Origin of the sequence: Acetobacterium wieringae, assembly GCF_023700225.1 — a bacterium.
GTDB lineage: Bacteria > Bacillota > Clostridia > Eubacteriales > Eubacteriaceae > Acetobacterium > Acetobacterium wieringae.
Window position 1 is genome coordinate 1,909,491 of the sequence record NZ_CP097897.1, and the last position, 26,231, is coordinate 1,935,721.

27 protein-coding genes are annotated in these 26,231 nt (G+C 45.5%); 2 read left to right on the forward strand and 25 right to left on the reverse strand.

The features are described 5' to 3' along the window. Positions 1 to 76: 76 nt before the first annotated feature. The 9 genes from CHL1_RS09350 to CHL1_RS09385 form a co-directional block, all read right to left on the reverse strand. On the reverse strand, positions 77 to 883 hold the full coding sequence (locus CHL1_RS09350) for a CPBP family intramembrane glutamic endopeptidase (protein ID WP_250932505.1): 807 nt from the start codon (positions 881 to 883) through the stop codon (positions 77 to 79). Positions 884 to 963: 80 nt separating this feature from the next. Then, positions 964 to 1,332 carry an HsmA family protein gene (locus tag CHL1_RS09355; RefSeq protein WP_148637837.1) on the reverse strand — a complete coding sequence of 123 codons (369 nt, stop codon included), beginning with the start codon at positions 1,330 to 1,332 and terminating at the stop codon, positions 964 to 966. Positions 1,333 to 1,429: 97 nt separating this feature from the next. Then, positions 1,430 to 3,079 carry a sensor domain-containing diguanylate cyclase gene (locus tag CHL1_RS09360; protein WP_250932507.1) on the reverse strand — a complete coding sequence of 550 codons (1,650 nt, stop codon included), beginning with the start codon at positions 3,077 to 3,079 and terminating at the stop codon, positions 1,430 to 1,432. A gap of 79 nt (positions 3,080 to 3,158) precedes the next feature. Next, positions 3,159 to 4,214, reverse strand: coding sequence for a BMP family lipoprotein (locus CHL1_RS09365; protein WP_250932509.1), 1,056 nt, complete (start codon positions 4,212 to 4,214; stop codon positions 3,159 to 3,161). A 136-nt stretch (positions 4,215 to 4,350) separates the two neighbouring features. Further along, positions 4,351 to 5,733: a sensor domain-containing diguanylate cyclase/phosphohydrolase gene (locus CHL1_RS09370; RefSeq protein WP_250932511.1), complete on the reverse strand. Its 1,383-nt coding sequence runs from the start codon at positions 5,731 to 5,733 to the stop codon at positions 4,351 to 4,353. Then, positions 5,706 to 6,623, reverse strand: a complete 918-nt coding sequence (locus tag CHL1_RS09375; RefSeq protein ID WP_250932513.1) for a PAS domain-containing protein — start codon at positions 6,621 to 6,623, stop codon at positions 5,706 to 5,708. The genes CHL1_RS09370 and CHL1_RS09375 overlap by 28 nt, the downstream gene beginning before the upstream one ends. Positions 6,624 to 6,789: 166 nt before the next feature. After that, entirely contained in the window at positions 6,790 to 7,038 is a 249-nt protein-coding gene (locus CHL1_RS18420) for a 4Fe-4S binding protein (protein ID WP_338078313.1), read from the reverse strand. Continuing rightward, positions 6,929 to 7,591: a hypothetical protein gene (locus CHL1_RS09380; protein ID WP_250932515.1), complete on the reverse strand. Its 663-nt coding sequence runs from the start codon at positions 7,589 to 7,591 to the stop codon at positions 6,929 to 6,931. The genes CHL1_RS18420 and CHL1_RS09380 overlap by 110 nt, the downstream gene beginning before the upstream one ends. Before the next feature lie 17 nt (positions 7,592 to 7,608). Further along, positions 7,609 to 8,736, reverse strand: a complete 1,128-nt coding sequence (locus CHL1_RS09385) for a DUF3810 domain-containing protein (protein ID WP_250932517.1) — start codon at positions 8,734 to 8,736, stop codon at positions 7,609 to 7,611. 138 nt (positions 8,737 to 8,874) lie between these two features. On the opposite strand from CHL1_RS09385, the gene CHL1_RS09390 reads away from it, so the two are divergent. Both CHL1_RS09390 and CHL1_RS09395 read left to right on the forward strand, forming a co-directional pair. Continuing rightward, a complete protein-coding gene (locus CHL1_RS09390; RefSeq protein WP_250932519.1) occupies positions 8,875 to 9,441 on the forward strand; it encodes a DUF6036 family nucleotidyltransferase in 567 nt (188 codons plus the stop codon). Then, positions 9,428 to 9,805, forward strand: a complete 378-nt coding sequence (locus CHL1_RS09395; protein WP_148637843.1) for a hypothetical protein — start codon at positions 9,428 to 9,430, stop codon at positions 9,803 to 9,805. The genes CHL1_RS09390 and CHL1_RS09395 overlap by 14 nt, the downstream gene beginning before the upstream one ends. Here the strand turns inward: CHL1_RS09395 and CHL1_RS09400 are convergent. From CHL1_RS09400 to CHL1_RS09470, 16 genes are all read right to left on the reverse strand, one after another. Next, a complete protein-coding gene (locus CHL1_RS09400; RefSeq protein WP_175440958.1) occupies positions 9,802 to 9,957 on the reverse strand; it encodes a hypothetical protein in 156 nt (51 codons plus the stop codon). The genes CHL1_RS09395 and CHL1_RS09400 overlap by 4 nt on opposite strands. A 2-nt stretch (positions 9,958 to 9,959) precedes the next feature. After that, positions 9,960 to 10,238: a DUF8090 domain-containing protein gene (locus CHL1_RS18500; protein WP_420840496.1), complete on the reverse strand. Its 279-nt coding sequence runs from the start codon at positions 10,236 to 10,238 to the stop codon at positions 9,960 to 9,962. A 10-nt stretch (positions 10,239 to 10,248) separates the two neighbouring features. After that, positions 10,249 to 10,836, reverse strand: coding sequence for a type IV toxin-antitoxin system AbiEi family antitoxin domain-containing protein (locus CHL1_RS09405; protein ID WP_250932521.1), 588 nt, complete (start codon positions 10,834 to 10,836; stop codon positions 10,249 to 10,251). Between the two features lie 127 nt (positions 10,837 to 10,963). Continuing rightward, positions 10,964 to 11,131 carry a DUF3810 family protein gene (locus CHL1_RS18505; RefSeq protein ID WP_084633741.1) on the reverse strand — a complete coding sequence of 56 codons (168 nt, stop codon included), beginning with the start codon at positions 11,129 to 11,131 and terminating at the stop codon, positions 10,964 to 10,966. A gap of 87 nt (positions 11,132 to 11,218) precedes the next feature. Next, positions 11,219 to 12,355, reverse strand: coding sequence for a type II toxin-antitoxin system HipA family toxin (locus CHL1_RS09415; RefSeq protein ID WP_070372306.1), 1,137 nt, complete (start codon positions 12,353 to 12,355; stop codon positions 11,219 to 11,221). Continuing rightward, positions 12,342 to 12,626: a helix-turn-helix domain-containing protein gene (locus CHL1_RS09420; protein ID WP_070372307.1), complete on the reverse strand. Its 285-nt coding sequence runs from the start codon at positions 12,624 to 12,626 to the stop codon at positions 12,342 to 12,344. The genes CHL1_RS09415 and CHL1_RS09420 overlap by 14 nt, the downstream gene beginning before the upstream one ends. 147 nt (positions 12,627 to 12,773) lie before the next feature. Further along, the gene (locus tag CHL1_RS09425; RefSeq protein ID WP_250932523.1) at positions 12,774 to 13,769 is read right to left on the reverse strand and encodes a GGDEF domain-containing protein; all 996 of its coding nucleotides are present in this window, start codon (positions 13,767 to 13,769) and stop codon (positions 12,774 to 12,776) included. Between the two features lie 200 nt (positions 13,770 to 13,969). Further along, a complete protein-coding gene (locus CHL1_RS09430) occupies positions 13,970 to 14,659 on the reverse strand; it encodes a molybdopterin-dependent oxidoreductase (RefSeq protein ID WP_250932525.1) in 690 nt (229 codons plus the stop codon). A gap of 240 nt (positions 14,660 to 14,899) precedes the next feature. Continuing rightward, positions 14,900 to 15,568 (reverse strand): alpha/beta hydrolase, encoded by a 669-nt coding sequence (locus CHL1_RS09435; protein ID WP_250932527.1) that lies wholly within the window; start codon positions 15,566 to 15,568, stop codon positions 14,900 to 14,902. A 192-nt stretch (positions 15,569 to 15,760) separates the two neighbouring features. Next, entirely contained in the window at positions 15,761 to 16,105 is a 345-nt protein-coding gene (locus CHL1_RS09440) for a hypothetical protein (RefSeq protein ID WP_250932529.1), read from the reverse strand. A gap of 15 nt (positions 16,106 to 16,120) precedes the next feature. After that, the gene (locus CHL1_RS09445) at positions 16,121 to 19,090 is read right to left on the reverse strand and encodes a DEAD/DEAH box helicase (protein ID WP_250932531.1); all 2,970 of its coding nucleotides are present in this window, start codon (positions 19,088 to 19,090) and stop codon (positions 16,121 to 16,123) included. 22 nt (positions 19,091 to 19,112) lie between these two features. After that, positions 19,113 to 19,511: a (deoxy)nucleoside triphosphate pyrophosphohydrolase gene (locus CHL1_RS09450; RefSeq protein WP_250932532.1), complete on the reverse strand. Its 399-nt coding sequence runs from the start codon at positions 19,509 to 19,511 to the stop codon at positions 19,113 to 19,115. Between the two features lie 51 nt (positions 19,512 to 19,562). Then, the gene (locus CHL1_RS09455; protein WP_250932534.1) at positions 19,563 to 20,207 is read right to left on the reverse strand and encodes a hypothetical protein; all 645 of its coding nucleotides are present in this window, start codon (positions 20,205 to 20,207) and stop codon (positions 19,563 to 19,565) included. Next, positions 20,204 to 22,762, reverse strand: a complete 2,559-nt coding sequence (locus tag CHL1_RS09460) for a metallophosphoesterase (protein ID WP_250932536.1) — start codon at positions 22,760 to 22,762, stop codon at positions 20,204 to 20,206. Before CHL1_RS09460 ends, CHL1_RS09455 begins: the two co-directional genes overlap by 4 nt. 57 nt (positions 22,763 to 22,819) lie before the next feature. Continuing rightward, positions 22,820 to 23,428 (reverse strand): class I SAM-dependent methyltransferase, encoded by a 609-nt coding sequence (locus CHL1_RS09465; protein ID WP_250932538.1) that lies wholly within the window; start codon positions 23,426 to 23,428, stop codon positions 22,820 to 22,822. Between the two features lie 12 nt (positions 23,429 to 23,440). After that, on the reverse strand, positions 23,441 to 25,933 hold the full coding sequence (locus tag CHL1_RS09470) for a DEAD/DEAH box helicase family protein (RefSeq protein WP_250932540.1): 2,493 nt from the start codon (positions 25,931 to 25,933) through the stop codon (positions 23,441 to 23,443). Positions 25,934 to 26,231: the final 298 nt, after the last annotated feature.

Sequence of the window (26,231 nt, forward strand, 5' to 3'; positions counted from 1 at the left end):
ATTCCGATACCATCTCAGGCCCTTCCGCTACCGGACAGGTTGGTCTGATCCCACTCATTGGCGCTGCCTGCGGCGCTCAGGCCAGAGGCTGTTTTTTATCAAGATACGCCACCACCGCCCAGGCCGTCAGGCTGGTCAAAAACAGTAACGGTGTTCCCGGAAAAACCAGCATGATCGCAAAATTGACGGTGTTGTTCAGGGCGTGGAACCCCATCACCAGTGGCAGTGACTGGGTTTTCACGTATATGAAATTGGTGATATAGTTCATCGCCACGATTCCGGCAGTGAAACCGACCAGGGTTGGCAACAGCACCCAGGGGCCCTGACCGAGGTAGAGGATCACCATCAGCGGATAGTGCCAGACCGCCCAGATGATCCCGCCCTTCCAGGTGGCCAGCCAGAAACCGGCCGCTTTCTGGCGCAGATAGGGAAATAAGAAGCCCCGCCAGCCCAACTCCTCGGTACCACTGGTTAGAAAATTAGAAATAAAGTACAGCCCAATCAGACCCAGCAGTGCTCCGGGGGTTGCCTCACCGGGGTTAAAATAGCCCAGTATCAAGCTGACGACCACCGTGGGAATGCCGATCATCAGAGGCAGCAGCACCGCCAAGACAGCAAACCGTTTCGCCGCAGGTTTACTGATTGGTTTCTGTTCACCCCGGCCCACCAGCAGGAAGCCGATTAACGGGCCATAGACCCCCACCGCAAACAGCAGTTGCGGCAACCAGCCTTTGTCCGCCGGGACTAACGCCAGCAGATCAAAAAGGGTGCCCCCGGTAAGCAAGCTATAGCCGCTGGTCAGGCTGATCAGATAGGCTCCGATCCAGCAGAACCAGGTCCAACCGAAGGCAGCAATAAGATAAATGCGCAGGTTTTGTTTCATGGTGGGTACTCCTTTAGTCAATCGAAATCATGATACCCGATCAGCCGGGTCAATTAACAGTGCTTTATCTAAAAGCGCAGTTAAAAGGCCACCCCAAAGATCGCCCCGGAAACAAAAGGAATCAGCCAGATCAGCCAGACGATCAGACTGAGTTTATGAAAATTGGCCCGGGCTTTCTGATCATTCCTGACCAGCACCACCGTGGCCCAAACGGCATGAAAGAGCATCAGCAGAATCGCCAGCAGGCCGGTGATACCATGAAAGCTCAACAGCGTGACCCCGCCAGCCAGTTCGCCCATCAGCATGGTTCCGATGGTATCACACACCAGTCCAAGATAAAACACGACCAGATGCCACACTTTTAGCTGGCCCTGAAGCTTCTCGCTCCAGACCCCAATCGAATAGAACACCAGTGCCATCGTAATGGCGGTACTTGCATAAACTAACATTATTGATCCTCCTGTTTTTGACCTTCATAAAAATGACCCGATTTGGGATCAACGACAAGTGTATGCGGGTGGGACGGCCGCTCCCGGCCCGTTTTTATCAATTACTGTCCGGCCCGCCCTCGACTCGATTCCGGCCCCGTTTTTTGGCTAGATACAACGCATCATCCGCCCGCTTCATGACGGCATTAACCGCTTCTTCCGGAATATATTCCGCAATCCCAAAACTTGCTGTCTTGCGCACCACAATCGGAAATGAGTGTGCTTCAAGGGCTTTCCTTAACCCATTCGCAAGTGTTTTTGCACCGTCAAGATTTGTTTCGGGACAGATAATCAAGAATTCCTCCCCACCCCATCGCCCGATGAAGTCGGTTGGCCGGATCTTCTTCTTTAAAACAGTCACAAATTCTTCCAGCACCATATCGCCGACTTTATGACCATAGGTATCATTTACCGCCTTAAAGCTATCAATGTCCAGCATGATAATTGCCAGCGGATGGCTCGTCTGATTTACTTTTTGAATTTCCAGGCCGAGGATTTCTTCCGTTTTTTGCCGATTATAGATCTGGGTGAGTTTATCGATACTCGAAAGTAAGACCAGTTCTTTCTCCCTGATTTCGATGGCATCAGACATTTTTCCGATACTCTCAAGTATTTTTGAGAATTCAATAATATTGTTCGGGGGATATGTGATTTTATAATTTCCTTTACTGATTTCCTCAGTAATGCCAATGATCTCATTGAGCGGTTTAAATAATTGTCGCAACACCGAATAAAGGATTAAAAAAAGCACCAGTGAAAAAATCACAATCACCGGAATAAACCGAATCAGGTTATTGATAAAAATATCATTAACGGTATTCATATCAAAACCGGTACCGATATAAGCAATTATATTGCCATCGAAATCTTCAACGGGGTGGAAGGAAAAACCCATTTCCCGGTTATCGGTTGTTACCGTTGTAAATAGAATTTCCCCACGTTCAGCGGTGTCGAGACGATTCCCGAACGCATTTTTGTCAATCGGGATGGTCGATAACATCACCCCATCTTCGGCCCAGATGACGATTTCCTTATTTACTGAATTTTTAATCTGTTCCAGAATGGGGTCCCCTAATGCTTCTGTGACCACGGTCACGCCCTTGGGTTCACCCGAATAGATCCGGTCAACCCCTTTTAAGAATAATCTTCCTTCTTTTAAAGCGATGACGCCGAAGGGCTCAATGCTTGAAAATTTGTTATCGGCGCTGATCATGTACTGGATGTAGTTCTCTTTGCCGGTATCCATAAAACTGTCTTCAATACCCGGTACATCCGCCAGGGGATTGGCGTTGCCATCAAAAAATGCGACATTTTTGACCGAACTACTCGCTGCATATAAGGTCTTACCAAGGATTCTGCTTAATTGAAACGATAATTCTTTGTAGTTAAAGGGGCTCATCGCTTCAAATTCCGGGTTGCTTAAATTAAACGCGCTCTCATCATTAAAAGCGATATATTTCCCGTTAACAAAGGCAAAATGTGTTGTCGGGTAATTGACCACAAACCGGGCATCTTTGGCCATGCTGTCTTTTTCAGCATCCAATAATTGCTTCGCCGATTGGGCCGAATAACTGTTTTCGGAAATCAGCCGTTCTTTGATGTCCTGATAAGAAATTTTTTCAAAATAAAAAAACATAAACAGTGAGAACATCAGAAAAACCGCAAAGCTCACGATCATGATTGCTTTTCTAAATGAAATTTTTCCCATAGCCGTCTCCTTGGCATTCATTTAATTCAGGTAATTGCAAAACTGCCGTGAGCTTTGCGCCCAGTTCCGCAATTTCCAATCAATTCAGTTTAATTTTCCCGCTGATGATGTCCTTCTTGATTTGATCAAGTTTTGCTAATGCATCAGCCGGTAATTGATCTCGGGTATGGGTAAACGGACTGGTGTCAATTCCGCCATTGGCAATATTAAATTCCAGTATTCCTGATTTCAGTTCCCCTTTCATTGCCAACTCGATCGCCGTGTACACAGCGGTATCAATTTTTTTCATCATACTCGTAATGACCGTCCCCTTGGCAATATAATCCTGATCACTGTCAACACCAATTGCATAGATGCCTTTTTCCTTACAGGCTTCAATCGCCCCGATCCCGGTTGCCCCCGCCACGGTATAGACCACATCCGCTTGCTGGGCGATCAGCTCATTGGCCAGTTCATAGCCACGGTTGGGAACCGCAAAAGGGTTATCACCACCCACAATTCTTGAAGCAATCGAAACCTCGGGATTCACATAAACGGCACCCTGTTCATAGCCATTTCGAAATTCCTGAAAGATCTCCGTATCCTGAGCCCCGATATAGCCGATGGTATTGGTTTTGGTCACCATGCCAGCCACTGCGCCGACCAGAAACGAACCCTCATTGGTCTTAAAAGTCAGGGAGGTGACATTGGGGGCTGCGACAACGGAATCAATAATGACAAACTGCACATCCGGATATTCCTGGGCAACTTTTTCACAGGCATCTTTAAATAAAAAACCCGTGGCGATGACCAGGTCATAGTCTTCCTTGGCATACTGTCTTAAATGATGGGCCCCATACTCGATTTCAGTTTCAATCGAGGTGGCCGGTTCTGTATAACTAAATTCGATTCCCAGTTTTTCCTGAGCCAGTCGGGTACCTTCATAGGCTAAGTCGTTATATGATTTGTCGCCCAAACCACCAATCGATAACACAATGCCAACCTTAAAGGGCCTACCCGCCGCACTTTGTCCAGATTCGGCACTGTCAATTTTGATATTTTCATTATTTTCTCTATTTATTGCCACATATTGAGCAACGGCACCGGTTATCACAATACAGAGTATCACAATAAGTAACTTAGAAGTTTTAGACATAAGTTCCCCCTTTACGCCCGTGTGTGTTCTGGTCTTATTATAACTGATTTGTGCGGTTAATGAACAGACTTTTAATTTGACATTTACAGTTAAAACGTCACCAAAAAGCCATCATTATTGTCGATCCGCCGAGTCATCACCAGTGGGATACCTGGTCAATAAAACGGTCGACCAGCCGGGGGTCAAACTGGCTGCCGGACTGAGCACGTAATTCCCGGATGGCGTCTTCGTGAGACCGCGCGAGCTGGTAAACCTGATCATGGGTCATCACGTCATAGGCATCGACAATAGCCAGAATCCGGCTGTTAAGCGGGATCTTCTCACCACTAAGCCCCGAAGGATAGCCAGACCCGTCCCATTTTTCATGATGGTGGAGGATTTCCTCTGTGACAACATGGAGCTCCGGCACATTGGCGGCGATCCGGTAGCCGATTTCCGAATGGGTCTGCATGATCTGCCATTCTTCCTCGGTGAGGCGGCCGGGCTTGCCAAGGATGTGATCGGGAATCCCCACTTTGCCGATATCATGGAGCATCGTCAACAGAATCAGGCGGTTTTTGGCTTCAACGTTCAGGCTAAGCCGCTCGGCCAGCTTCATGACGTGATCGGACAGGCGCAGGGTATGGGCCTTGGTTTCGGACCGTTTTTCATCGAGGGCGGCCAGCAGGGCGTTGATGGTGGTGCCCCGCATGCTTTTGCTTTCGAGCAGCTTGATCTGATACATCATTTCCTCGGCTTTTTTAAGGACCGGCCCGGGTTCATCATCCCGGCTTTGTTTGAGCGCCATCCCAAACGAGACACTGGCTTCAATGGTGCCGTTTATGCAGATGTCCTTCAGCTGCTCCTTAATCTGTCTGACCAGCACTTCGGCATCCTTTAAGTCCGAGCCAGGCATCACAATCATGAATTCATCGCCACCCCAGCGGATCACCTGATGGCGGGCACCGGCGGTGCGCTTAAGGGTCCTGGCAATATCCTTAAGCAGCAGATCGCCGATGGTATGACCAAAGACGTCGTTGGTCATCTTCAGGCCATTGACATCGCCCATCACAAAAGCCATCGGATGGATCAGTTTGATCTCTTTCTGGCTGAAATACTGCTCATAAAAGCGCCGATTGTAAAGGCCGGTGAGCTCATCGTGATAGCTTAAATATTCAATGCGGCGTTTCTTTTCCCGGGACAGGGTAATATCCCGAAAGACCATGACCACCCCACCGATGCTGCCGTTTTGGCTGCGGATCGGGGCGATGCTGGTTTCGATGGGAATCATCACGCCATCCTTTTTAAACAGCACGGTTGGCGCGGTGATTTCGATGCTCTGGCCGTCTGCCAGCACCCCGGCCACAAGCCCGGTCAGGGGCTCTCTTGTATATTCATGACAGATCCGAAAAATCGCCTCAAAGGGTTTACCCAGCACCTCTATGCTTTGCCAGCCGCAGGCCTGCTCAGCCGCCGGATTGAGAGTGCTGATGCTGCCTTTGGCATCGGTGGTTATGACCCCGTCATGGATGGCCTCCATGGTGGTTTTGTAACGCTCCTTTTCCTGATAAAGGGCGGTACCGCGTTCTGTTCCCGTTCGGTGGCGTCGGTGATCACCGAAAAGAGATAGGGCTGACCGTCAAGCTCCAGCGGACTGGAATGGACATCGACCATCCGGATTTCGCCGTTTTTAAGCCGATGGGGAAATAAAAAGTACCGCTGCTGCCCCGCTAACGCCTGGTGGCGTAGCGCATCAACCGCCGCCTTAGACAGGGTGTTGATCTGGTCAATGGTCATGGCCGTGATCTCCTCCAGGCTATAGCCGTAAAAGGCCAGGGCCGCCGGGTTGGCCTCGACAATCCGCCCGGACACCGGTTCAATCAGCAGCATCGTGGCGGTGTGGGTCTGAAACATCGCATCAAAGCGGGTCGTGGCCAGATGGTTTTTTGCCATCCAGTCCTTAATCACTGTGGTATTTAGCTCTGTCACCACAATATAGTCCTGGGTAGCACCGGAAACCGGGGTCATCCGGCACATCCGCTCTCTGATTTGCCCATTCCAGCAGGCCTTGGCCTTAAAGAGAATGGTTTTTCCGCTTTTTAGGCAATCGTCGGCATTTTTTTCGTAGACCTTAAAATAGGCTTCCCCGAGGACGGTTTTTAAAGGCTGATTGCGAATCGCTTTCTGGCTGTAACCGGTTAGTTTTTCGTGCTCCCAGTTGTTATGGCAATAGACCCAGCCCGCTGTAGTTTTAAGCAGCAGCGCCATCGCCTCGGAATTGTACTCCACCATCATCTCCAGATAGTCTGCTTCGGCTGGCCGTCGGCGCCAGCCTTTTTTGACTTTGGGGGTCATCGTCGCGGCCTGAGCCCCGGTGTTTTTCTTTTTGGTAATCCGTTTTAACAAAAAGTTCTGGTCATGCTGTTTCATCGTTTCCCCTCTTTCTCCCAAAAGATAGTTTGATTTCGATTCTTCTTTAAACGTATATACCCCGGTTTGGTGGTTTCTATCGTTTCAGGTAACAGGGCGGGTGATTACGATGGCGGACAAAAACCAAAATGCAGCGCCGTCGCTGGCGGGCCGCATCACCTAAAGTTTAGGCCTCCGGGCCCTGATAGCGGGGGAATTTGTTGGGATCGGAACGGACGCCGTCGATGGTGATGGCGCCGGTGGGGCAAAAATTATAGCAGCGCATGCAGGCCGTGCAGCCGGATGAAAAAAAAAACCGGTTGCCCTTAAGCTGAATGCTGGCAGTGGGACAATTGTTGACACAGACCAGGCAGCGGGTACAGCTGGCGCCATCGACACCGAGGGTCTGATAAAATTCGGCAATCGCCTCGGGGATTTTTGCGGATCATCGCCCCGATCATCAGTTGCGGCCCATGGCCTTTGATCCGCTTGCGACCGGCCATCAGGCAATCGACCAGGCGCTCCAGTTCCTTTTGATCCTTTACCATCCGCTTAGCCAGCTTGGCCCGGTCCAGCGGTTTGCTGCTGGTGACATTATTGCAAAGCCGAATATTGACATAGGCCGACAGGGTCAGCCCCGATCCGGCCAGCAGCTTTTGCATCTCGGTGGGGCCAAAAGCGTTGACATAACCATAGGTGTTGATGGCATAGGCGCTTTTGGCCATTTTCTGCGGCCCGACCAAGCCCACCACCCGGCTTATAAAGGCCCGCATGATCGGGGGAATGTCGCCACCGTAGATGGGGTTGGCAAAACCGATGGCATCGGCTTGGGCGATCATCCCCCGGAGCTCTACATCTGTGAGGCTGATCTGGATATCGATGGATACCACATCGGCCTGATGGCCTTTTTCCCCGACGATTCTGGCAAATTCCCGGACAGCCCAGCGGGTGTTGCCGGTGCCGCTAAAATAAAAGGTTGTAAAGTTCATTGCATCTCCTTTTAATCTTATAAAATATCTGGGGAAGGATCATAGTCATTGACCCATTTATAGCGCTGTTCTGCCAGCAACAGATTGACCATTTTATGATAGCTGCTCACCCCATCGGTCTGGTTATTCGCCTTCAGATAGGCATCATTAACATTATTTGAAACATCTGAAACGATACCCTCATATTTAGACCAATACTGATCGCGCTCTATCATATCCTGCCGCACTTGCTCGGGCAGACTGGAGATAATCGCCAGGGCCTTTTGTTCATCAACTTTTGCAAGCGCCGAGATGGAATAATCAAAGGCCTGAAAAAGTCCACTATAACGGATCATGGGATCGTCCTGCTGCCGGCAGGCCAGATAGGAGATGAAATTCGCCTCATCTTCATACATAAAACCACACTGATGGGCCAGTTCATGGGTCATCGTGGCCGGTATCATCGAAACTGGCAGATCCGCATTAATATCCGATTCCAGCGTAAACGGGATAAAAATACCCATTATCCCGGCCCGCGACATCAGTTTTGACATGACCACTGGTTTTGGTGTTGAGTATAACGACCGCTCCAAAATCGGATACTGCTTTGCCAACAGCTGCATCGACAACACCGATTGTTGTGCATAATAAAAAAAATCATCGGGAGCATTTAGCATCAGGTCATGATTTTCATCGATTTTTTCTCTTGTCTGTCCCATTTCATCGGCAAGTGATTGACACAGTTTCACCAGTTCCTCCTCGCTGTAGGTCTCCTCATGATATGGGGTATAGGCTAAGAAAGAATCCCGATAATAATTCAAGCCCCCCAAGAAAGTAAAACAAAAATAGATCACGCTGGCCATCGCAACGATGCCCAAGCTAGCACGATAAACGGCCATCCCCCGGTCACCTTTACTGATGATAACCTGGTGCAGATAATAACCAAGGTATACTGGCAAAAATAATAAAACCGCGACCGCCAGCCATTCACTGACCGAAAATTTTACCAACGAAGGTAAAAAACCCACGGCATTTGATACTATCGGATATGCTGTCCGGCTGTATTGTTCCGCCCAGTTTGGATGATATTGGGCATATTGATTAAGCAGATAGGCCACCACTCCCGGTAAGATAACGAGCCATCGCAGCGATAAAAATTTTTTCATGATGCCCCCCTTTGATATAGTTTAAGATTGACTAGTTAATATCTCAATATCCATTTTCATTATCAAGGGTTTTTGGCCATAACGTATGGTATAATATTATCACTAAAAGCGGACTCCGCTTGTCTTGGAGGTAATACGATGGATGCTCACCCTAATATCGGACTGCTGGATAAAAGCAAACTGCTGGAAATATTCGACTACCTGAACCAGCAGCTTAAGGAAAATGCGATGCAGCTGGAACTGACCATTTACGGTGGATGTATTATGACCATGGTGTTTGATAATCGCCCGGCCACCAAAGATATCGACTGCGTGTTCAGCTTGGCCAATGACAAACTGCTGGAACATATCCTGAAGAATACCCAGTTTGTTTTTGACCTTTCTGATGGCTGGATCAATGATGAAATTAAAGAACCGCTAAAGTCGATTATCGCCGAAGAACTGGAAACCTTCAAAACCTATTCCAACCTGAAAATCCTAAAGCCCAAAGCCGAACAACTGCTGGCCATGAAAGTTCTGGCTGCCCGACCGGAACCGGCCAAAGATTTTACTGATGCGGCGCTGCTGTGTAAAACCTTGAACATCACCACCAAGGCAGCGCTGCTGGCGACCATTAAAGTTTTTGTCCCGCTGCGGCTGCTGGGGGAACGACAAATCAATTTTATAAAACATCTGGGGGAGGATCTCGGTTATGATTGGCAATAAGTATCTGAAAAATTTGTACAACTATCCCGATCTGGACACCAGCCTCAACCAACTGCTGGAGCTGCTGTTATCAAAAGACCCGGCTTTTCTGGAGAGTCTATCCGTGCCACTTGATATCGCCGCCCTGGACAAATCCGAACGCCACTATCTGACGATTATTTTTGCGATCATTGACCATCAGCTCCAGCTTTTACAAATCCCGGTTCCCAACTGGATCAGAGACCGCGCTTTTTGTTTTGATGAACCCTACTTCCACTCGCGTCACCTCAGTGACTTTGACAAGGTCAAGCTCCAGTACACCGTCCCCGGCCCCTTCCGGGCCCGACAGGTTTATCTTGACCCGGATGGTCTGAAACGGGTTTAGTCATCAGCATCCCGACCTTCGGTGCAGAGCTCATCCAGGTAGCCATCATCGATAGCCGAACCGGGGCTATTCGACCCGGTTTTTGCCCAGCTATTTCGCCAGATACAAGCGTTCATCGACCCGGTGCAAAACCGTATCCAGATTATCGCCATTTTTAAAGGCCGCCTTTTTCCCACTCTAACAAACGACACACATCTTCATAAGAATACTTTTGATACAGGGAGAATGACGATTTTCGATAGGGCTTGCCATAATATTTAGCATTGCGATATAAACCATACTCAACTAATTCCATCAGACCGGTTTTAAAGCGGTCATCCTTTAGTTGTTCATAAAACGAAGCGGCTGGGCGTTGGTCTTCTAAAAAAACGGCATTTTCAAAGCTGTTTCTGGCCGCCCCAACCTGAAATTGATTGGATAAGATATTATGGATTCTGCATTTATCAAATCAGCACCTCCAGATAGGTTTTTAAAACATCACTACACTTTAAACGTTCGGCATAACGATATAGTTTATTGATGTTGCGATCTTCTTTTTTTAAATATTTGGTCAATATTTCTTTAGTTTCTTCAATCCCTATCTTGTTACGGTAATAAATAATATCTACCACCGTTTTTTCAATGTCATAAATCTTAAATCTATTTTCTCCTGTCCATTGCTCAAGAATTCCAGTTTCATAACGTTCTTTCTGGAAGTAATATAAATTGAATGTTGGCCAGTCTGGTAAAGTTGTGATGTTTTTTCCCCTCGGTAAGGCAACATCAATTGAATCCGGCCGATAATTGGACAAACCATAATATACCGCGGCGCTCATCAGGCAAATAACACCAGTTGGCGCATAAGCATAAACATAGATTAAATCTGAAACTTCGCCGTTGAAATTGCAATTTTCATAGTTACTTTTATTCAACCTGTTGAGCTTACCTTCTTCAACAAATTTATTAATTTTGTAGTAGCTAAATCCCAGTTTTTGTAGTTCTTTTGTATTAATGATTTTTTTATCTTCAGGTATTTGTAGTTCTTTTTTCATTTGCCCTCACTCCATAAGCCAATTATACCCAGAACGCCGGTTATTATCAGTATTATTTTAAATTGCTGGTTCACTAGTCAAACCCTCAAGATCTAAATCAACTTACCCACCAAAATGCTGTGCTGACTTAGGTTAATAAGTTGTCGTCAGGCACTGTCAGAATTATGGGATCGTCCTGCTGCCGGCAGGCCAGATAGGCGATGAAATTATCCTCATCTTCATACATAAAACCACACTGATGTGCCAGTTCATGGGTCATCGTGGCCGGAATCATGTATAAATTGATGGCAGGCACCGTCAGCCTTCAAAAGCCCAGGATTTTTTCAAATCGCTGGTAAATCTGTTCGGGATCAATGCTGACCGTTGCCGGAGCATCACTGACTCATCTGTTTTTGTCACACAAGTGGTAAGCGGCAACGATATCTTTTATGGCTGTGGCAATATCTTTTGCTTTTTGATCCTTGATCCCAATTTTCCTGGCGACTTCCAAAATATCGCTAAACCCTGGATTTTTACCGTTGCCATTAACGCAGGTGGCATGTTCGCCGCCAATCGAAACACTATCCGTTAAATCATAAGCGGGTGAAAGAATCCAGCCCTGTTTTTTTTCATCATAAAGAAACGTGAAGTTCTTCGAATGATCATCGCGATTATGGGCAAAAACATTGAAACACATCAGCCGATACATCTTTTCAACCTCAGAAAAATCTTTTGTCAATTCCAGCGTCAATTTCATCAGAATGTTGTAATCCAAATTGGGGATACGATGGGAAGTTTCCAGCATCCCACTTACTGAAAGCATATGAATCCGTTTTTTCTTACCCTGTTCGTCCTGTTTTCGGTCAAATCTTTGGGTGCCAAAATATCCCGGACCAGTATTTGAGGTAAAGAGCTTTGTTTCCTCCATCTCAATACCGCATTCTCTGGCACACAAAGAATATCGATATTCCTGGACCCCAATGCTTTTTATATCTTCTGATGAAGGAAATTTGATGATCCAATCGATATCATTGATCTTTGTTAAGATCTTCGGTCTGGCCCCGCCGGAAGAACCGCCAAGACTGAAGAGATCATCCAGATTATCCGAATCGTCCGTTATGAGCATCTTTGCACACTCAGCTGCAATTTCATCAAGATCAACGGCCGGATTCGATAAATCAAAGTGATGAACCGGTTCATAGGTCAATGCGCCCATCCCCGATGAACCAACGATGGCCAAACGATCCAGACTACTGATTTCAAAGGGATTGATATGATTTTTTAATAACAACCGATCAACCAGCAACCGCCCCCAGCCATCCGGAAGACTATCCGCAAACACTCCAAATAAGCCTTCAAAGGGATCAACCTTGGGAATAAAGACACGCTGCACCAGTGGCAGTGAAAATGGGCTGATCGAAAAGCCATCAGACAACCATTCTTTGGTATATTCGAAAGCTACCTGCCGATTCTGGTAAAGTGCCATGACCCCCACAGGCCGATCATGATACCGAACCGTCAGTTTTTTAATCCTGTTCATCGATTACCTCCTGGATGGATAAAAAAGGTTGCTCCGCAAATAAGTTAATCAGTTCATCTTCACAGTTTAAGGCAATAGCGATTTTTGTCAGGGATAATAATGAGATTTCCCCACTGCGTTCAAACCGTTTCAGCGAACCCAGGCTGACCCCTGATTTTTCACTCAGTCTTTCCTGTGACAGCTTCTGCCGTTTACGGATGCTGCGAATTCGCCGGGCAATTAATATACCGATTTCGAGGGGTGTTTTTTGAGTTAAAAATTCTATATTCATAGTTAATATATTAGCTGATACGAGTGTTTTTGTCAATAATTAGCTATTATATTAGCTGACTTAATTCGTTTTTTGCAATATGTTGATAAGTTGCGGTCAGGTACCTATCCATCTTACAGGTAGCCATCAGCGATGGCCGAACCGGGACTATTCGACCCGGTTTTTGCCCAGCTTTTTCGCCAGATACAAGCGTTCATCGACCCGGTGCAAAACCGTATCCAGATTATCGCCATTTTTAAAGGCCGCCACCCCGAAACTGCAGGTAACCTGGCCGGCGGTTTCGAAGCGGTGTTCGGCGATAATCTTCTGGAGCCGCCAAGCCACTACCATCGCCGCCTCGCGCTGGCTGTCCGGGAGAATGATGACAAACTCTTCCCCACCCCATCTGGCAAAAAGATCGCTTTGATTGAGATTGCGCCGGACGATCCCGGTCAGTTCCTGCAAAACCTGATCGCCGATCAGATGCCCAAAACGGTCGTTGATGGCTTTAAAATCGTCAATATCAAACATGATCACGGCCAGATTCCGGTCGGTGTCGGCGATACTGTTCGCCAGTCGGGCATATTCCTGATTAAATTTGGCTTTGTTATCGATCCCGGTCAAGGCATCGGTTTCGGCCATTTTTATCAATTCAATGGTATGCAGATATTGGATTCGTTTATAATAATTGACACTGTAGGACGAAATACTGCTTAGCACAATGACGATCACGATGTGAATGATCGCAGCCAGAAAATCAGACCGATTGATTGCGGTAAAACTGACGCTGACAAAGACGAAATAGCCGATGCTGACAAACAGCGCTGTAAAAATAGAAAAAAGCCACCGGTTATTGATCAAAAAAACAGCCAGAATAATAATCATCACGCCAAAGGCCTGAATCAGGATATTCGGGTTGGGAATTTGGTTGGAGATATAAATAAACGACATGGCAATCAAGATTTCCAGTCCGGTAAACCAATAGATCAGCGATTCATAGCGGGTGACCCGCCTGACTTTGAAATACAAAACAAGCATGGCGGCCAGCACAACACTGCGACTGATAAAGACCGCCCTGAAAGCATCGGCCGCAGTGATCAGAAAATACTCCGGGATGATAAACGAAAAATAAACCATGGCGGTTATGAGAATGGTAAACGACACATAATTGATATTCCTGGCAATTTCGGCATTATAAAAGGCTTTTTCCAGTTCCTTATCCCGAAATTGGCCCCATTGAAGTGCCCCACTGGCGTTATTTTTTTTGTTCCGACGGTGTTATGGTCTTCCATTGCAACCCGCTTTCCATAAATTTGAATAGTTGGTTCTATTCTACCATAATGTGGGCCGGGCTGACAGGCTTTTTAATTCACGGTGGCGTCGTTGTCATAGCCCCGCTTTTCCCAATACCCTTTGTAGTTTTCATCACTGGACAGTTCGATTTCACTGACCCAGCGGGCCCACTTATAGCCCAGTTTATCTTCGGCCACCACAATAAAGGGAAATCCCATTGACGCTGGCAATACCACGCCATTGGCTGCATAGGCCAATAAGATCTCCTGGTCTTTAACGGTGGCCAGGGGCAGCGAGGTGGTATAGCCATCGACACAGTGAAAAATCACCGTGGTGGCTTCGTCTTTAATGCCGGCATCAGCCAGCAAATCGGTGATCCGCACCCCTTCCCAGAGCACCGTGGCCTGCCAGCCTTCGACACAATAGAGGGTGATCAGGCGCTGTTCCGGCGCTTTGGCCAGGACCTGATCATAGCTGAAGCTGACCGGCGTCTCAACCAGCCCGGTCAGCTTTAGCTGATAGCTGTCAAGGGCGACGGTTTGAATCCCGGCGATTGAATTATCCCGGGGACCGATGGCCGGGTCCAGCCGAACCCCCTGATAGTCGCGGATTTCTTTTTCCTGATAGCGGTCGGCCGTCGCCTGGGAAACCCCATCTGGGCCGCCCTGGTTATTGCCTGAAAACAAGTTCATCGTACTGACCAGGTAAACCGTTATCGCAATTGCGATAACCGCCCCCACCACCATAATTGTTCGTCGCATAATCAGATCTCCTTATCATTTTTTTACGCCGGGCCGCTTGAAATTGCTGCCCTGGACAAATCCGAACGCCACTATCTGACGATTATTTTTGCGATCATTGATCATCAGCTCCAGCTTTTACAAATCCCGGTTCCCAACTGGATCAGAGACTGCGCTTTTGTTTTGATGAACCCTATTTTCATTCAAAACGACTCAGCAACATCGACAAGGACAGGCTGCCATTTTGCCGGGACAGAGCGTTTAGATAACCCAGGAAAGCCCCCTGACGATCCGGTCGCGGGCGTTGTCGAAATGGTTGCCAGGGTTTTTCTCAAAGATCGTCTCAGCACCCAGGCTTTGCAACCGCTGTTCGATTTTTATGGTGTGATCCTCGACCCGGGCCATGCGTGGGTTCCGGGCGATCTTTTCGCGGTCACCCAAGGAAAAATAGACCCGCTGCAAAACCACAGGCGGCTGGTTATTTAAACAAAATTCGAGAAAGTCATCGTACCATAACGAGCCGGAGATTGAAGCAATGCGCGTAAACAAAGAACTGCGATAACCGGCATACAGGGCAAACAGACCCGCCAGCGAATACCCGGCCAACCCCCGGACGGTCGGGCTGATACCCAGAGCAGCTTCCACCGCCGGGACAATGGTGTCTGTCAGTTCCGCCAGATAGGCGTCGGCCCCGCCGCCAAAATCTTCGCCACCCCGGAAGGCCCGTTTGGCCGGCCAGGGGGTTAGCTCACGGTTCCAGTCAACCGCATCGATGGCCACCAGAACCGCCGGCTCACCAGCTTGTTTAACGGCCAAATCGGATAGCTCCGCCCCCGCCATGTGGAGGTAGATGATTGGGCCACTTTTTACTTTTGGGTCAGCCATCACTGTAACGTGTCGTTTACCAATTTCGATAATCTGTTGATTCATCCTCTTCTCCTTTTTAAAACACACCTGTCCAATGCCAGGTCTCATGGAAATGCCGGCCCGTTCGGGGCTTAGCGCGACAGTTTGGGGGAGTGCGTAGATGTGAGCCGCCTTTTTAAGATAGGCAATCAGCGTCAATCTGCGCCGGACCTCCTTTGTCGTCATAATCGATGTCAACTTAATATTTTGGGTTTCTTACCACCACGGGTAAACCGTCACCGTCTCTTTGTCAAAATCTACCTCACTCAGAACTTTCGCGATGACTTCTCGTCCATCTTCTGAAATGTTCTTGCTGGTTAATTTTTCTAAGTCTTCTTGGTAAAAAACAGTGTATTGGCAGTTTTCGACTTCTTTATCATCGTAAAAAGCGATCAAACTCAGTGCATCGAGCAGCTCATAATCATTTTTGACCGAATCAATGGTCCGCATTTGGCAACGCTCATTAAAGGCGATCTCATCGTAATCATCGTTATTCATATACTCTTCATTTTCATAAAACGTTTTTGTTTCACACACATCAAATATAATATCTAATCCCATCTTAGTCCCCTTTTTCTAATCATAGTCTGGCACATCACAAAGATATGCATAAATATCTTCTCTTACTGGCACATCCAGCTGATAATGAATCTCCACGGCTTTTTTATTGGCTTCTGCCATGACAATTTCAGTGGCTTTGCCAGTGGGAAACATTTTTCCCAAATAATAAAATTCTTTTGAGGTTTTATCGTCCTTATTTTTTCGGACAAACAATTCCACATCAACCCCTAATTGTTGAGCATTTAAGGCCACTTGGACGTCGTTCGAGGCGATTGAGCGGCCGGACTTCGAAATGGCAATCAGACTAGACGGTGCAATAAAACGATCTTCATAATTAATCGAGGATTCAATTGCATCACTTTTGTGATAATTAATAAAGACCGGATAGGTCGCTGATTTTTCATCGTATTTGTAGCCACCAATATTTAAAGAGACCTCATTTTTTTCCCACTCTAACAAACGACACACATCCTCATAAGAATATTTTTGATACAGGGAGAATGACGACTTTCGATAGTGCTTGCCATAATATTTGCTATTGCGGTATAAACCATATTCGATTAATTGCTGCAAACTGGCTTTAAAGCGATCATCTTTGAGCTGTGTTAAAAAAGACGCGGAGGGCCTTTGTTCTTCTAAAAAAACGGCATTTTCAAAGCTGTTTTTAGCCGCCCCTACTTGAAATTGATTGGATAAAATATTACTGACATTAATGATGGTTTTCGCTTTAACCGCAATGTTATACTCTTCAATCAGCGAATTTTCCATCTGGCGGAGGGGTTCAGGGTTTCCCGCTAAAATATATTTTAGCACCAATAATTCATGGGGGCCGTTTGCCCACCGCAAATTTTTTGAGATAAATGTCAGCATTTCTTCCTGGATCGGATTAAATTCTATTTGATATTCAGGTTCATATCGTTTTAGAAATTCATGATATGAGCCGATGCTACCCGTAAATAATACTTCTAAATCCATCGCATCGTGGGTTTCAAAATCGATTAATTGAGGAATTCGACCTAACAGGTATTTGAGGTTGGTATAGCTTTCACGCAGGTATTTAACACTTCTAAAATTGACCTGATCAATGGCCTCATAAATTTTACTGCGGGAAATCTCATCAAAATTGATGGTTGATGCGCCGGGGATCACCCGGGTCCCCTCGACGGTGTAACGGCGGATGGTATCCTTGTTATAACTCCGATCATCGGAGAGCGCCATCGGGATCATAAAATTATTTTTATAGTTGCCAATAAAATCGAGGATCACCACAAATTCTTTATTTGCCGCCTTTCTTAAGCCCCGCCCCAGCTGTTGGACAAAAATAATGGCCGACTGGGTTGGCCGCAGCATCACGATTTGATTCAGGGTGGGGACATCTAAGCCCTCATTAAATAAATCGACACTAAAAATATAGTCTAAGGCATCATCGCCGTCTGACTCGAGACGCCGAATCATTTCTTCCCGGTACTCGCCTGAGTCACTTCCGGATAAAGCCACAGTTCTGAAACCATATTGATTAAATAAAGCCGACAAAGCCGCGGCTTCGTCATTTCTTGAACAAAAGATAAGACCCGTAACCCGCGGGCCATCATGACCATAACGCTGGATTTGTTCAATCACATTTCTAGCCCGCACATCAGAGGTTAAATATTTAAATTCCGTGGTGTCATCAATTAATACCCCCTCAACGGTTATTTCGGAGATGCCAAAATAATGGAAGGGACACAGCATATCTTCTTGCATCGCTTCTTGCAAACGGATTTCGTAGGCAATGTTATAATCGAAATCGGCACAGATATTATGTTCATCGGTTCTTTCCGGGGTCGCCGTCATACCCAGTAAAAACTGCGGTTTGAAATAGTTTAAAATCTTTTGATAGGTGTGTGCCCCAGCGCGATGACTTTCATCAACAATAATATAATCAAATTCATGGGGTTTAAACGAATAGAGCTGTTCATCTTTGGAAATGGTTTGGACCGTGGAGAACAAATAGGGGCAACCGTATTGCTGGTACCCCCCGGTGAGTTTGCCACAGGTGATTTGGCCGCCAAACACCCGCTCAAAACTCTCAATGGCCTGGTTTAATAGCTGCTCGCGATGGGCTAAAAACAGTAAGCGATGCGGCCGAATCTTTTTGACATCAAATGCCGCCAGATAGGTTTTGCCAGTACCGGTTGCAGAAATGAGCAAGGCTTTATTTTCGCCGTCCTGACGAATTTTTTGAATCCCCGCCAGGGCTTTGACCTGCATTTTGTTGGGCATGATCGGTTCGAGTTGCCAGGTTGTAGAAGGCGGTACTAAATTCTGATGATCAACGTGATAGTGTGATTGGTTATCAGCGACATTTAAAAGTTCCGGCTTTTTTTCTTGATTTTTCAGGTTTTGCTTCACTAAGTTTTGGAGATAGATTTCTTCATACTGATCAATCCATTGGGCGTTGACTGTTACAGCCGCTTGATATAACCCATCAAATTCAGCCAACGTTTCATGGATTAACGAACCCTGCTCCATCGACGTTACTTTTAAATTCCATTCTTTATTGGTCGATAAAGCGTTTTGGGTCATATTACTGCTGCCGACGATCAGGCTATAAACGTCTTTTTTTCGAAAGATGTAGCCTTTGGTATGATGGTTACCGGTGGTGACGATTCGCAAATCGATATTCTTGAAGGCCAGCAGTCGTCGTAAGGCTTTGGGCTGGGTAAATTCCAGATAGCGGGAGGCAATGATCCGCCCTTTAATATTTTTCTTTTCCAATTCGATCAGGGTATTTAAAAGAGAGACCACCCCACTTTCAGTAATAAAGGCCACCGAGAAAAAGAACTCGTCGCATTGACTCAACTCACTAATTAAGCTGGTTAATACTTTTTGACCCTTGGTGATATCATTAATCAAGAGCCGGGGCCGGTATTGTTCTAAGGAGATACTATTTTTATCAATTAAGCCGGAATGAATCCCGGCTTGAACCGCTTGTGTCGATTCCATATTGCCACCTTTTCTCGCGATGCTATTTTAACATCAGTTTTTCCATAATGGGGATATCTGCTGGCGCCCAGTCCAGTTCGCTTAAGCGTTCGGCGGTCAGCCAGCAATGATGATGGTGTTCTAAGCGCTCAAAGGCTTTATTATCGACCCGAACAATATAGCTATGCATTTCGATTGAAAAATCGGGGTACTGGTGATTGACGGTTAAGAAAAAATCTTCCGGTTTCACCGTCACGGCCAGGGCCATTTCTTCTTGTAATTCTCGGGAAAGAGCGGCCTCGACAGTCTCCCCGGCTTCGATTTTGCCACCGGGGAATTCGTATTTATAAGAAAGATAGGGATAGCTGGATTCGGGGCGCTGCATGCATAAAATTTCGTTTTGGTAGGTGATGATGGCTGCTGCGACTTGGTAGTGTTTCATGGGGTACTCCTTTGAATAGAAGATTTACTAAAGCTAATTATAACATTTCGTTCATTGTGCTTCTCTTTTTTGTCTCTTAAGTTTCTCCATCCCTTTAGATTTTGGGTTGTTGCTGTTTTTAAAACAAAGTGATGGGCTATACTTTCCCTTATAAACTTTGCTGTGTACGTCTAATATTAAACTTCTCAGTTCATTATCCATACTATTTGGAAAATAACAAAATTTATAATAAAATTGCAATTTGAAATATGTGATTGTGAGCATACTTCTTGTCGTAGTCATATTAGCAAATTTCCTGATGTACTTCAATCCATCTTTTAAACCAAGATCTGCACATAAAAATGTAATCACAAGATTTTCGAAATCACTAAAATCTTGTCGATTTTCAAAGGCTTCTGACAAAATTATCTTTAGTTTCTCCGTTCCAATATTTTCTAGCGCCATGTTTTCTAGCACTAAAGGAAATGATATTTTGAAAACATCGCTTGCTATTCTAGAAAATTTTCTTTCTTGTGCTTCTTTTTCATCATCGGCACATGAATCAATCTTATTTTTATAGTAGCTCTCCAAATTCATTTTTAATTTTGCTAAGCAAATACTTAGGCCTTTTAAATAATTCTTTAATATTCTTTCTTTTTGATTTTTTGACAGAGTTTCGCAATTCTTTAATATTTGCCCATAGAGTAACATAGTCACCAGAAATTTCTCATCTTCTTTTTTTCTATATCACCTTCGACTCTTTTTTTATTAATCGAATCGTCTTGTGATGAATTATCATTTTTGTCGGTAATTTCATCCCGTTCTTCAATAGTTAGTCTTTTTTCTGCCAATAATTCAGTTTCTAGTTTTTCCTTTGTTATTGTGTGTTGAAACATGATGTTATAATCAGTTAGCTCATCTAATATAGATTCGTAATTATTCAACAGATTTTCAAATATATTTTCTATATATGCTAGTATTCCCTTTCCGTTTTTTACTAATCCTGTATAAAATACAAGTTCATTATAATAATCAAGATATCTGTCTTCACACATAATTTCATCCAAAAAATCAGTATTGTCTTTTGCTTTCTTTGCTATTAGATATTCAATCATACACGAATATCTAAATTTGATCTTTTCATCATCTTGTAGCAATATATTTTTTTTGAAAAACAAAGTATTAAATTGACTTGATCTCAGATCAAAACCATGATATTTATGATAATCAAGGGTAATTTGATTAAACTCCAAGCAAGAAAAATAAAATCTATTATTCTTCTTCATCTCCATTACTAAATACTGTAAAAAATCGATTTTTAAATTATAGTCATATTGGCTTCTTATGGCATCACCAGCAGAAATTTTTTCAAGCAGTATTTCCATAAAATTATCCATTATTATAGCTTCATTAACTGGTTCAAATGTCTTGTTTTCTTTACATACTGAAAGAATCAAAGATGTAACAAAAGGAGTTTTTGGTAAATTTGTGTTTTGAAAACACGTTAATAGTTTATCCACAATTGGCGTACATTTCTCGCTATCTGAAATACCAATAAGCCTTTCCGTTAGAGAACGAATCTGATTCTTGGACATCGATTGCATATATATTTTTTTATATTGACACGCGATATAAAGTTCATCTTCATAATCAAAGTTTCTTATAGTTTCATCTTCAGTAAAAAAATATCTACAATTTGGGTAGTTTGACAGAAATTCATTTATTGACTTTATACTTTTTTCATCTGAATCTTTCTTTAATGAATCAAAGTTGTCAAAAAGTACAATAACTAGACCTTTATTTAGTAAGCAAATTATATCATTCATATTAATCTTGAAATCATTATCAGCATAATTCATAATAAATGTTTGAATTAACTTTTCTATTGGTGTGTTTCCTCTAAATTTTTGCCCCAGACACTCAATTATTATAGGTACTTTACCAAATGTTTTAAAATTCTCACAGAAATGTTTAACAAAGTAGTGTAATAGAGTGGTTTTCCCAATTTCTTTTTTACCATTAATGAAATAATTATTATCATCTAAAAACAATTCTTTTAATTTAATTTCTTTATCACATTGTTCATCGATACCAGTTTCTAATTCTACATTTTCAACCGAATCGTGTTCCACCGTCAATTCTTTTTTATATTCAGTAAGTAATTTAAATTTTGGTTCTATGAAAAGTTGATCAAATGTATTTTTGTTGTAGCCTTCGACAACATTTGTCACCAGATAACTGTTAGCATATTCCATAAATGGTGTATTTATTGAATTAACTATTAAGTAAGCGTTCTGTTTATCTTTATCTTTGGATTTCAAATCTATCGAAAATTCCCCTGTACTATTTAAGTGTGCCGCTTTTTCATAACAGTTTCTCTTGTCTTGAAAATGACGTGCAACTATATTACAATTATATGAATTAGGATTGATTGCTAAAAAAGAGTAGCCATTATAATAATCACATGAATTATCAAACTTGCCCGTAACATTGTAAAGTGTTTCCCCAATAAAATCAGTAATATGTTTCGAATCCAATTCATGTATATGTCCATTTAATACCATGTCGAATCCATTTAGCTGTTTTTCTACATTTAGTTGTTCACAATCTGCCAACCAACTTGTGGGATGATGAAACATGCATATTTTTATATCACACTCATCTAATGCATTTGCACATTCTCTAACTTGATTTTCCCCTATAATCATTAAACCTTTTTCAATGCCCCCCCTACCACTTGATCTCCAGGCAGAATTTATGCACGCTAACCCTATTTCTAGACTACCTACTTTTGTTATATAGCATGAAGCCAATTGATTAATAACAATTTCTTTTTCCTTCTTAAAAAGCTTATTGAACTCATTAAATTCTGTTATTCTTTTTATGTTTTCATTTTCAAGATTCTTCATGAAACCATTAATTTTTTCTTTATCAATTAATGTGCTAATCATTCCACTTTCAGTAAATTCATTTATTTTTTTTGTATCTACTTCATGATTACCTGGTACTATAAAAACTCTTTCTTCTGGTATATGCAGTTCTTCAATTATCGGTAATAAAATATTTTCAAAAAAGAGATCATATTCAACTGAACCTTTTGAACCATCGTTTATCATATCCCCCGTGATACACAAGATCTCTATTTTTGCTTTTTTTTCAGCACTTACTGTTTTTGCATCATCAATAAAAATTTTATTTAAACGACTTAGTTTAGTTATACTTTCTTGACTTGTATGAAAATCTGATAGATGCAGAATACCAATATTTTCCATTTTAACTCCTTATAGTCTGAATTATGTGTTTTTTATAAAATAGATTTATACTTCAAGTTAATTTACTAATTTTGTGTTATTCACGATAATATTCAACCACCGCTCATCCCCCCGGCCTTCCCGCACATCCCCAGTCACAAAGGTCTCCACCACCGTCAATCCTGCCACCGGCTCAAGCACCGCCGCCAGCCGTGCTTCGGTCAGATCGGTAAAATAGCGGCCATTCCGCTCCCCTTCAAAATCCCCATATTTAAAGGAAGCGTATAAAAATCCGCCGGGTCGTAAGGCCCGGGCAATTCGCTCAAAGATGTCGGTCAGTTCGGCATAGGGTACATGTAAAAGCGAGGCACAGGCCCAGACGCCATCAAAGGACTGGTCAAAATCCAACTCGTCAAAGGTCTGGCAGAGCACCGGCTGGCCGATGTAATCGCCAGCCAGTCGGCAGCAGCCCTCAGAGCCGTCGATGGCGGTAACCTGATAACCGGCATCCATAAAGGCTTTGGCATCCCGGCCGGAGCCGCAGCCCAGATCGAGGATGTGGGCCTGGATCGGCAGCAGCTTTAAAAAGCGGCGGTGCAGCTTGCCCAGGTCGGCATCGATGGTGCCCTGGACAAAGGACTGGGCAGTCTGATTATAGTATTGCAGGGTTTTATTGGTTTTTCTCATGATGGTCTCCTATTATCTGGTGGTTTCGGCGACTTGCTCCTGAATTTCCAGTTTTTCCAGCCGCTCTTTATAAAATCGCTTGGTGCGGTAATCGATGATGTCTTTGAAATGTTCAACAAACACCGGGTTGGTCACAAAGACGCCCAGTTCCGGCGCCAGACAAAAACGGTCATCCTCCTGATAAAAGAACTCCCCGGCGGTTTGAGCCAGAAAATGCACCGGGTTGCGCCTGGCCAGACTGACGTATTCGCTTTTGCCCCAGTCCATGGCACCGGCGGTGGCTTTGTCCCGGAGCAGATCGATGCGGTTGGAGCCTTTTTCGTAGAAGGCTTTAAAGCTACGGTAGAGATCATCGTCATCAATCTCCCGTTTGATCTCGCCGACGTTATAAAAAGCCAGCAGCACCGGCATCTTATAGGTTTTGGCCATGGCGGTGTTTTCGATGGTGTTAAGAAACTGGTGGCCGAAGCTGCCCAATAGTTCTTTTTCAGCCGGGGTGGTCTGACCGATGGCCTCCAGAAAGCCCAGATAATCCCGAAAAACATTGAGTTCTTTTTTGCTGCGGATCTGCCGGTACAGGGTTTCATCCAGATGAATGTAAAGATCCCGGCGCAGCGGGCGGCGTCCCAGCAGATCGGCAATCCGGAAAAATTCGTCGCTGACCCGGTCTTTTAGTTTCTTCTGGTCGGCGGCCATTTTCTTAAACAGATCAATCAGCTTGAAATCAAAATCCACCAGGCAGTCCTCGGGATACTCCGTTTCGCCGGGCAGGGTATATCCCCGACGACCACCGCTTTCCGGCGGGGCGGTGCCGGTCAGGAAAAAGGGCACCAGATTGGCCTTTTTATAGTTCCCGATAAAATCCAGCACCTTGACATGGGTTTTGCCCCGGCTCTTACGCAGGCCCCGGCCCAGCTGCTGCAGAAAGACAATCGGCGACTGGGTCGGGCGCAGAAACAGCACCATGTCCAGTTCGGGAATATCCAGCCCCTCGTTGAACATATCTACCGAAAAAATGACCGCAAGCTTCCCGGTTTTCAGTTCGCTGATGGCGGCTTCCCGTTCCCGGGTCAGTTCCCGGTGTTCCGCATTGACGGCACCGCTGATCACCGCGCAGCAATTGATCCCCTGCTCCCGGAAATAAGCGGTCATATAGAGGGCGTGGCGGCGGTTGATGCAGAAGCCCAGGGCCCGGCGGCTGCCATATTTGGCGTAGTGTTTAAAAATCAGGTTGCCCCGTTTGTTGACGCTGGCCAGCTCGGCCAGCTGCTCGCTGTCATACTGGCCGTTACGGAAATCGACCTGGTCATAATCCAGAGCGTCATAAATGCCATAGTAGCGGAAGGGCACCAGCCAGCCCTTGTTGATGGCTTCTTTGAGCCGCACCTCGTAAACCACGTTGTAGTCGCAGAGGGCAAAAACATCCTGATTGTCCAGCCGTTCCGGGGTGGCGGTCAGGCCCAGCAGAAAGCGGGGCTTGAAATAATCAATGATGTGCTGGTAAGAGTCGGACACGGCGTGATGGAATTCATCGATGATCAGATAATCAAAGGCTTCCGGGGCAAAGGGGCCGTTTTCCAGATAGGCGGGATTCCCCAGGGTCTGGACCGAGGCAAAAATAATGTCAGCCCCTGTATCTTTGCGGCTGCCGTTGAAGTGGCCGGTGGTCAGCGCCGGGCGCACGCATTTAAAGCTGTGTTCAGCCTGACTGAGAATTTCATCGCGATGGGCGACAAACAGTATCCGCTTAAAGTCCCGGGAGACAAAGGCCGCCAGAAAGGTTTTGCCGATGCCGGTGGCAGCCACAATCAGGCCCTTGTCCAGCCCCTCCCGGCGGAACTGCTTGAGGGCATAAAGGGCTTCCACCTGGGCACCGGTGGGCTGGGGAAAGGCAATCAGCGGCGCCGGGGGTGTCGGTTCGTCCCCGGCCACGGCATAACCGGCCCGGGGCTGGGCCACCCGGTCAGTGGTATCCGGGGTTTCTTCGCCCGGCGCATCAGCGGTATCAAAGGCCTCCAGCTGGTTGTAGATTTTGGGCCGCACCCATTGTTTGGCATAGCGTTTCAGTTCCCGGTCATCAATGGGGATGCTGTGCTGATTCAGCAGGGTTTCGAAGCTCTGACGAAAAAAGGCGCAGTCGTCGGGACTGGTCCGGCCATCAATCCGGTAATTCCACTCGATGCCGCTGGTCAGGGCCGAACGGGACAAGTTGGAGGAACCGACAAAGACCTCCTCGTAATCGGGATAGGTAAAAAAATAGGCCTTGGCGTGAAAGGACTGGTTGGGAACATTGTAAAAACGCAGATCAAGCCGGTCCCCCAGGGCATCTTTAAGCAGAAACAGGGCTTCGGGCTGAGTAATGTTGAGATAATTGGTGCAGAGAATGGTCATCGGCACCCCGGCGGCGGTTGCGGCCTGAAGATCTTCAAGGAGCAGCCGGACACCGGAGGTCATTAAGAAGGATACGTTAAACTCAATCTTAACGGCCCGGCGGATGGCCTCCATAAGCTGGGGGTAAAAATGATCAGTCCCCCCGGTGATACAGTTGTGGGTGACGGCGCGCCGCCGATCTGATAGCTGCTCATACGGTCCTCTTTCTGTCTGCTGTTTCGCCGCCAGCTGCTTCCCTGTTGGGAAAGTAGGGGGCGGCTGCGGCGAATGATCTGTAAACGAATCACATCATTTAATTATACGCTTTTCCCGGCCGATTTCAAAACTTTCTCACAAAAAATCCGCCATTTTTGTCAACAAAAACGCCCTGTCCAGCATAGCGCGCTTTCAAATCGTGACATTTGCTAAAAAA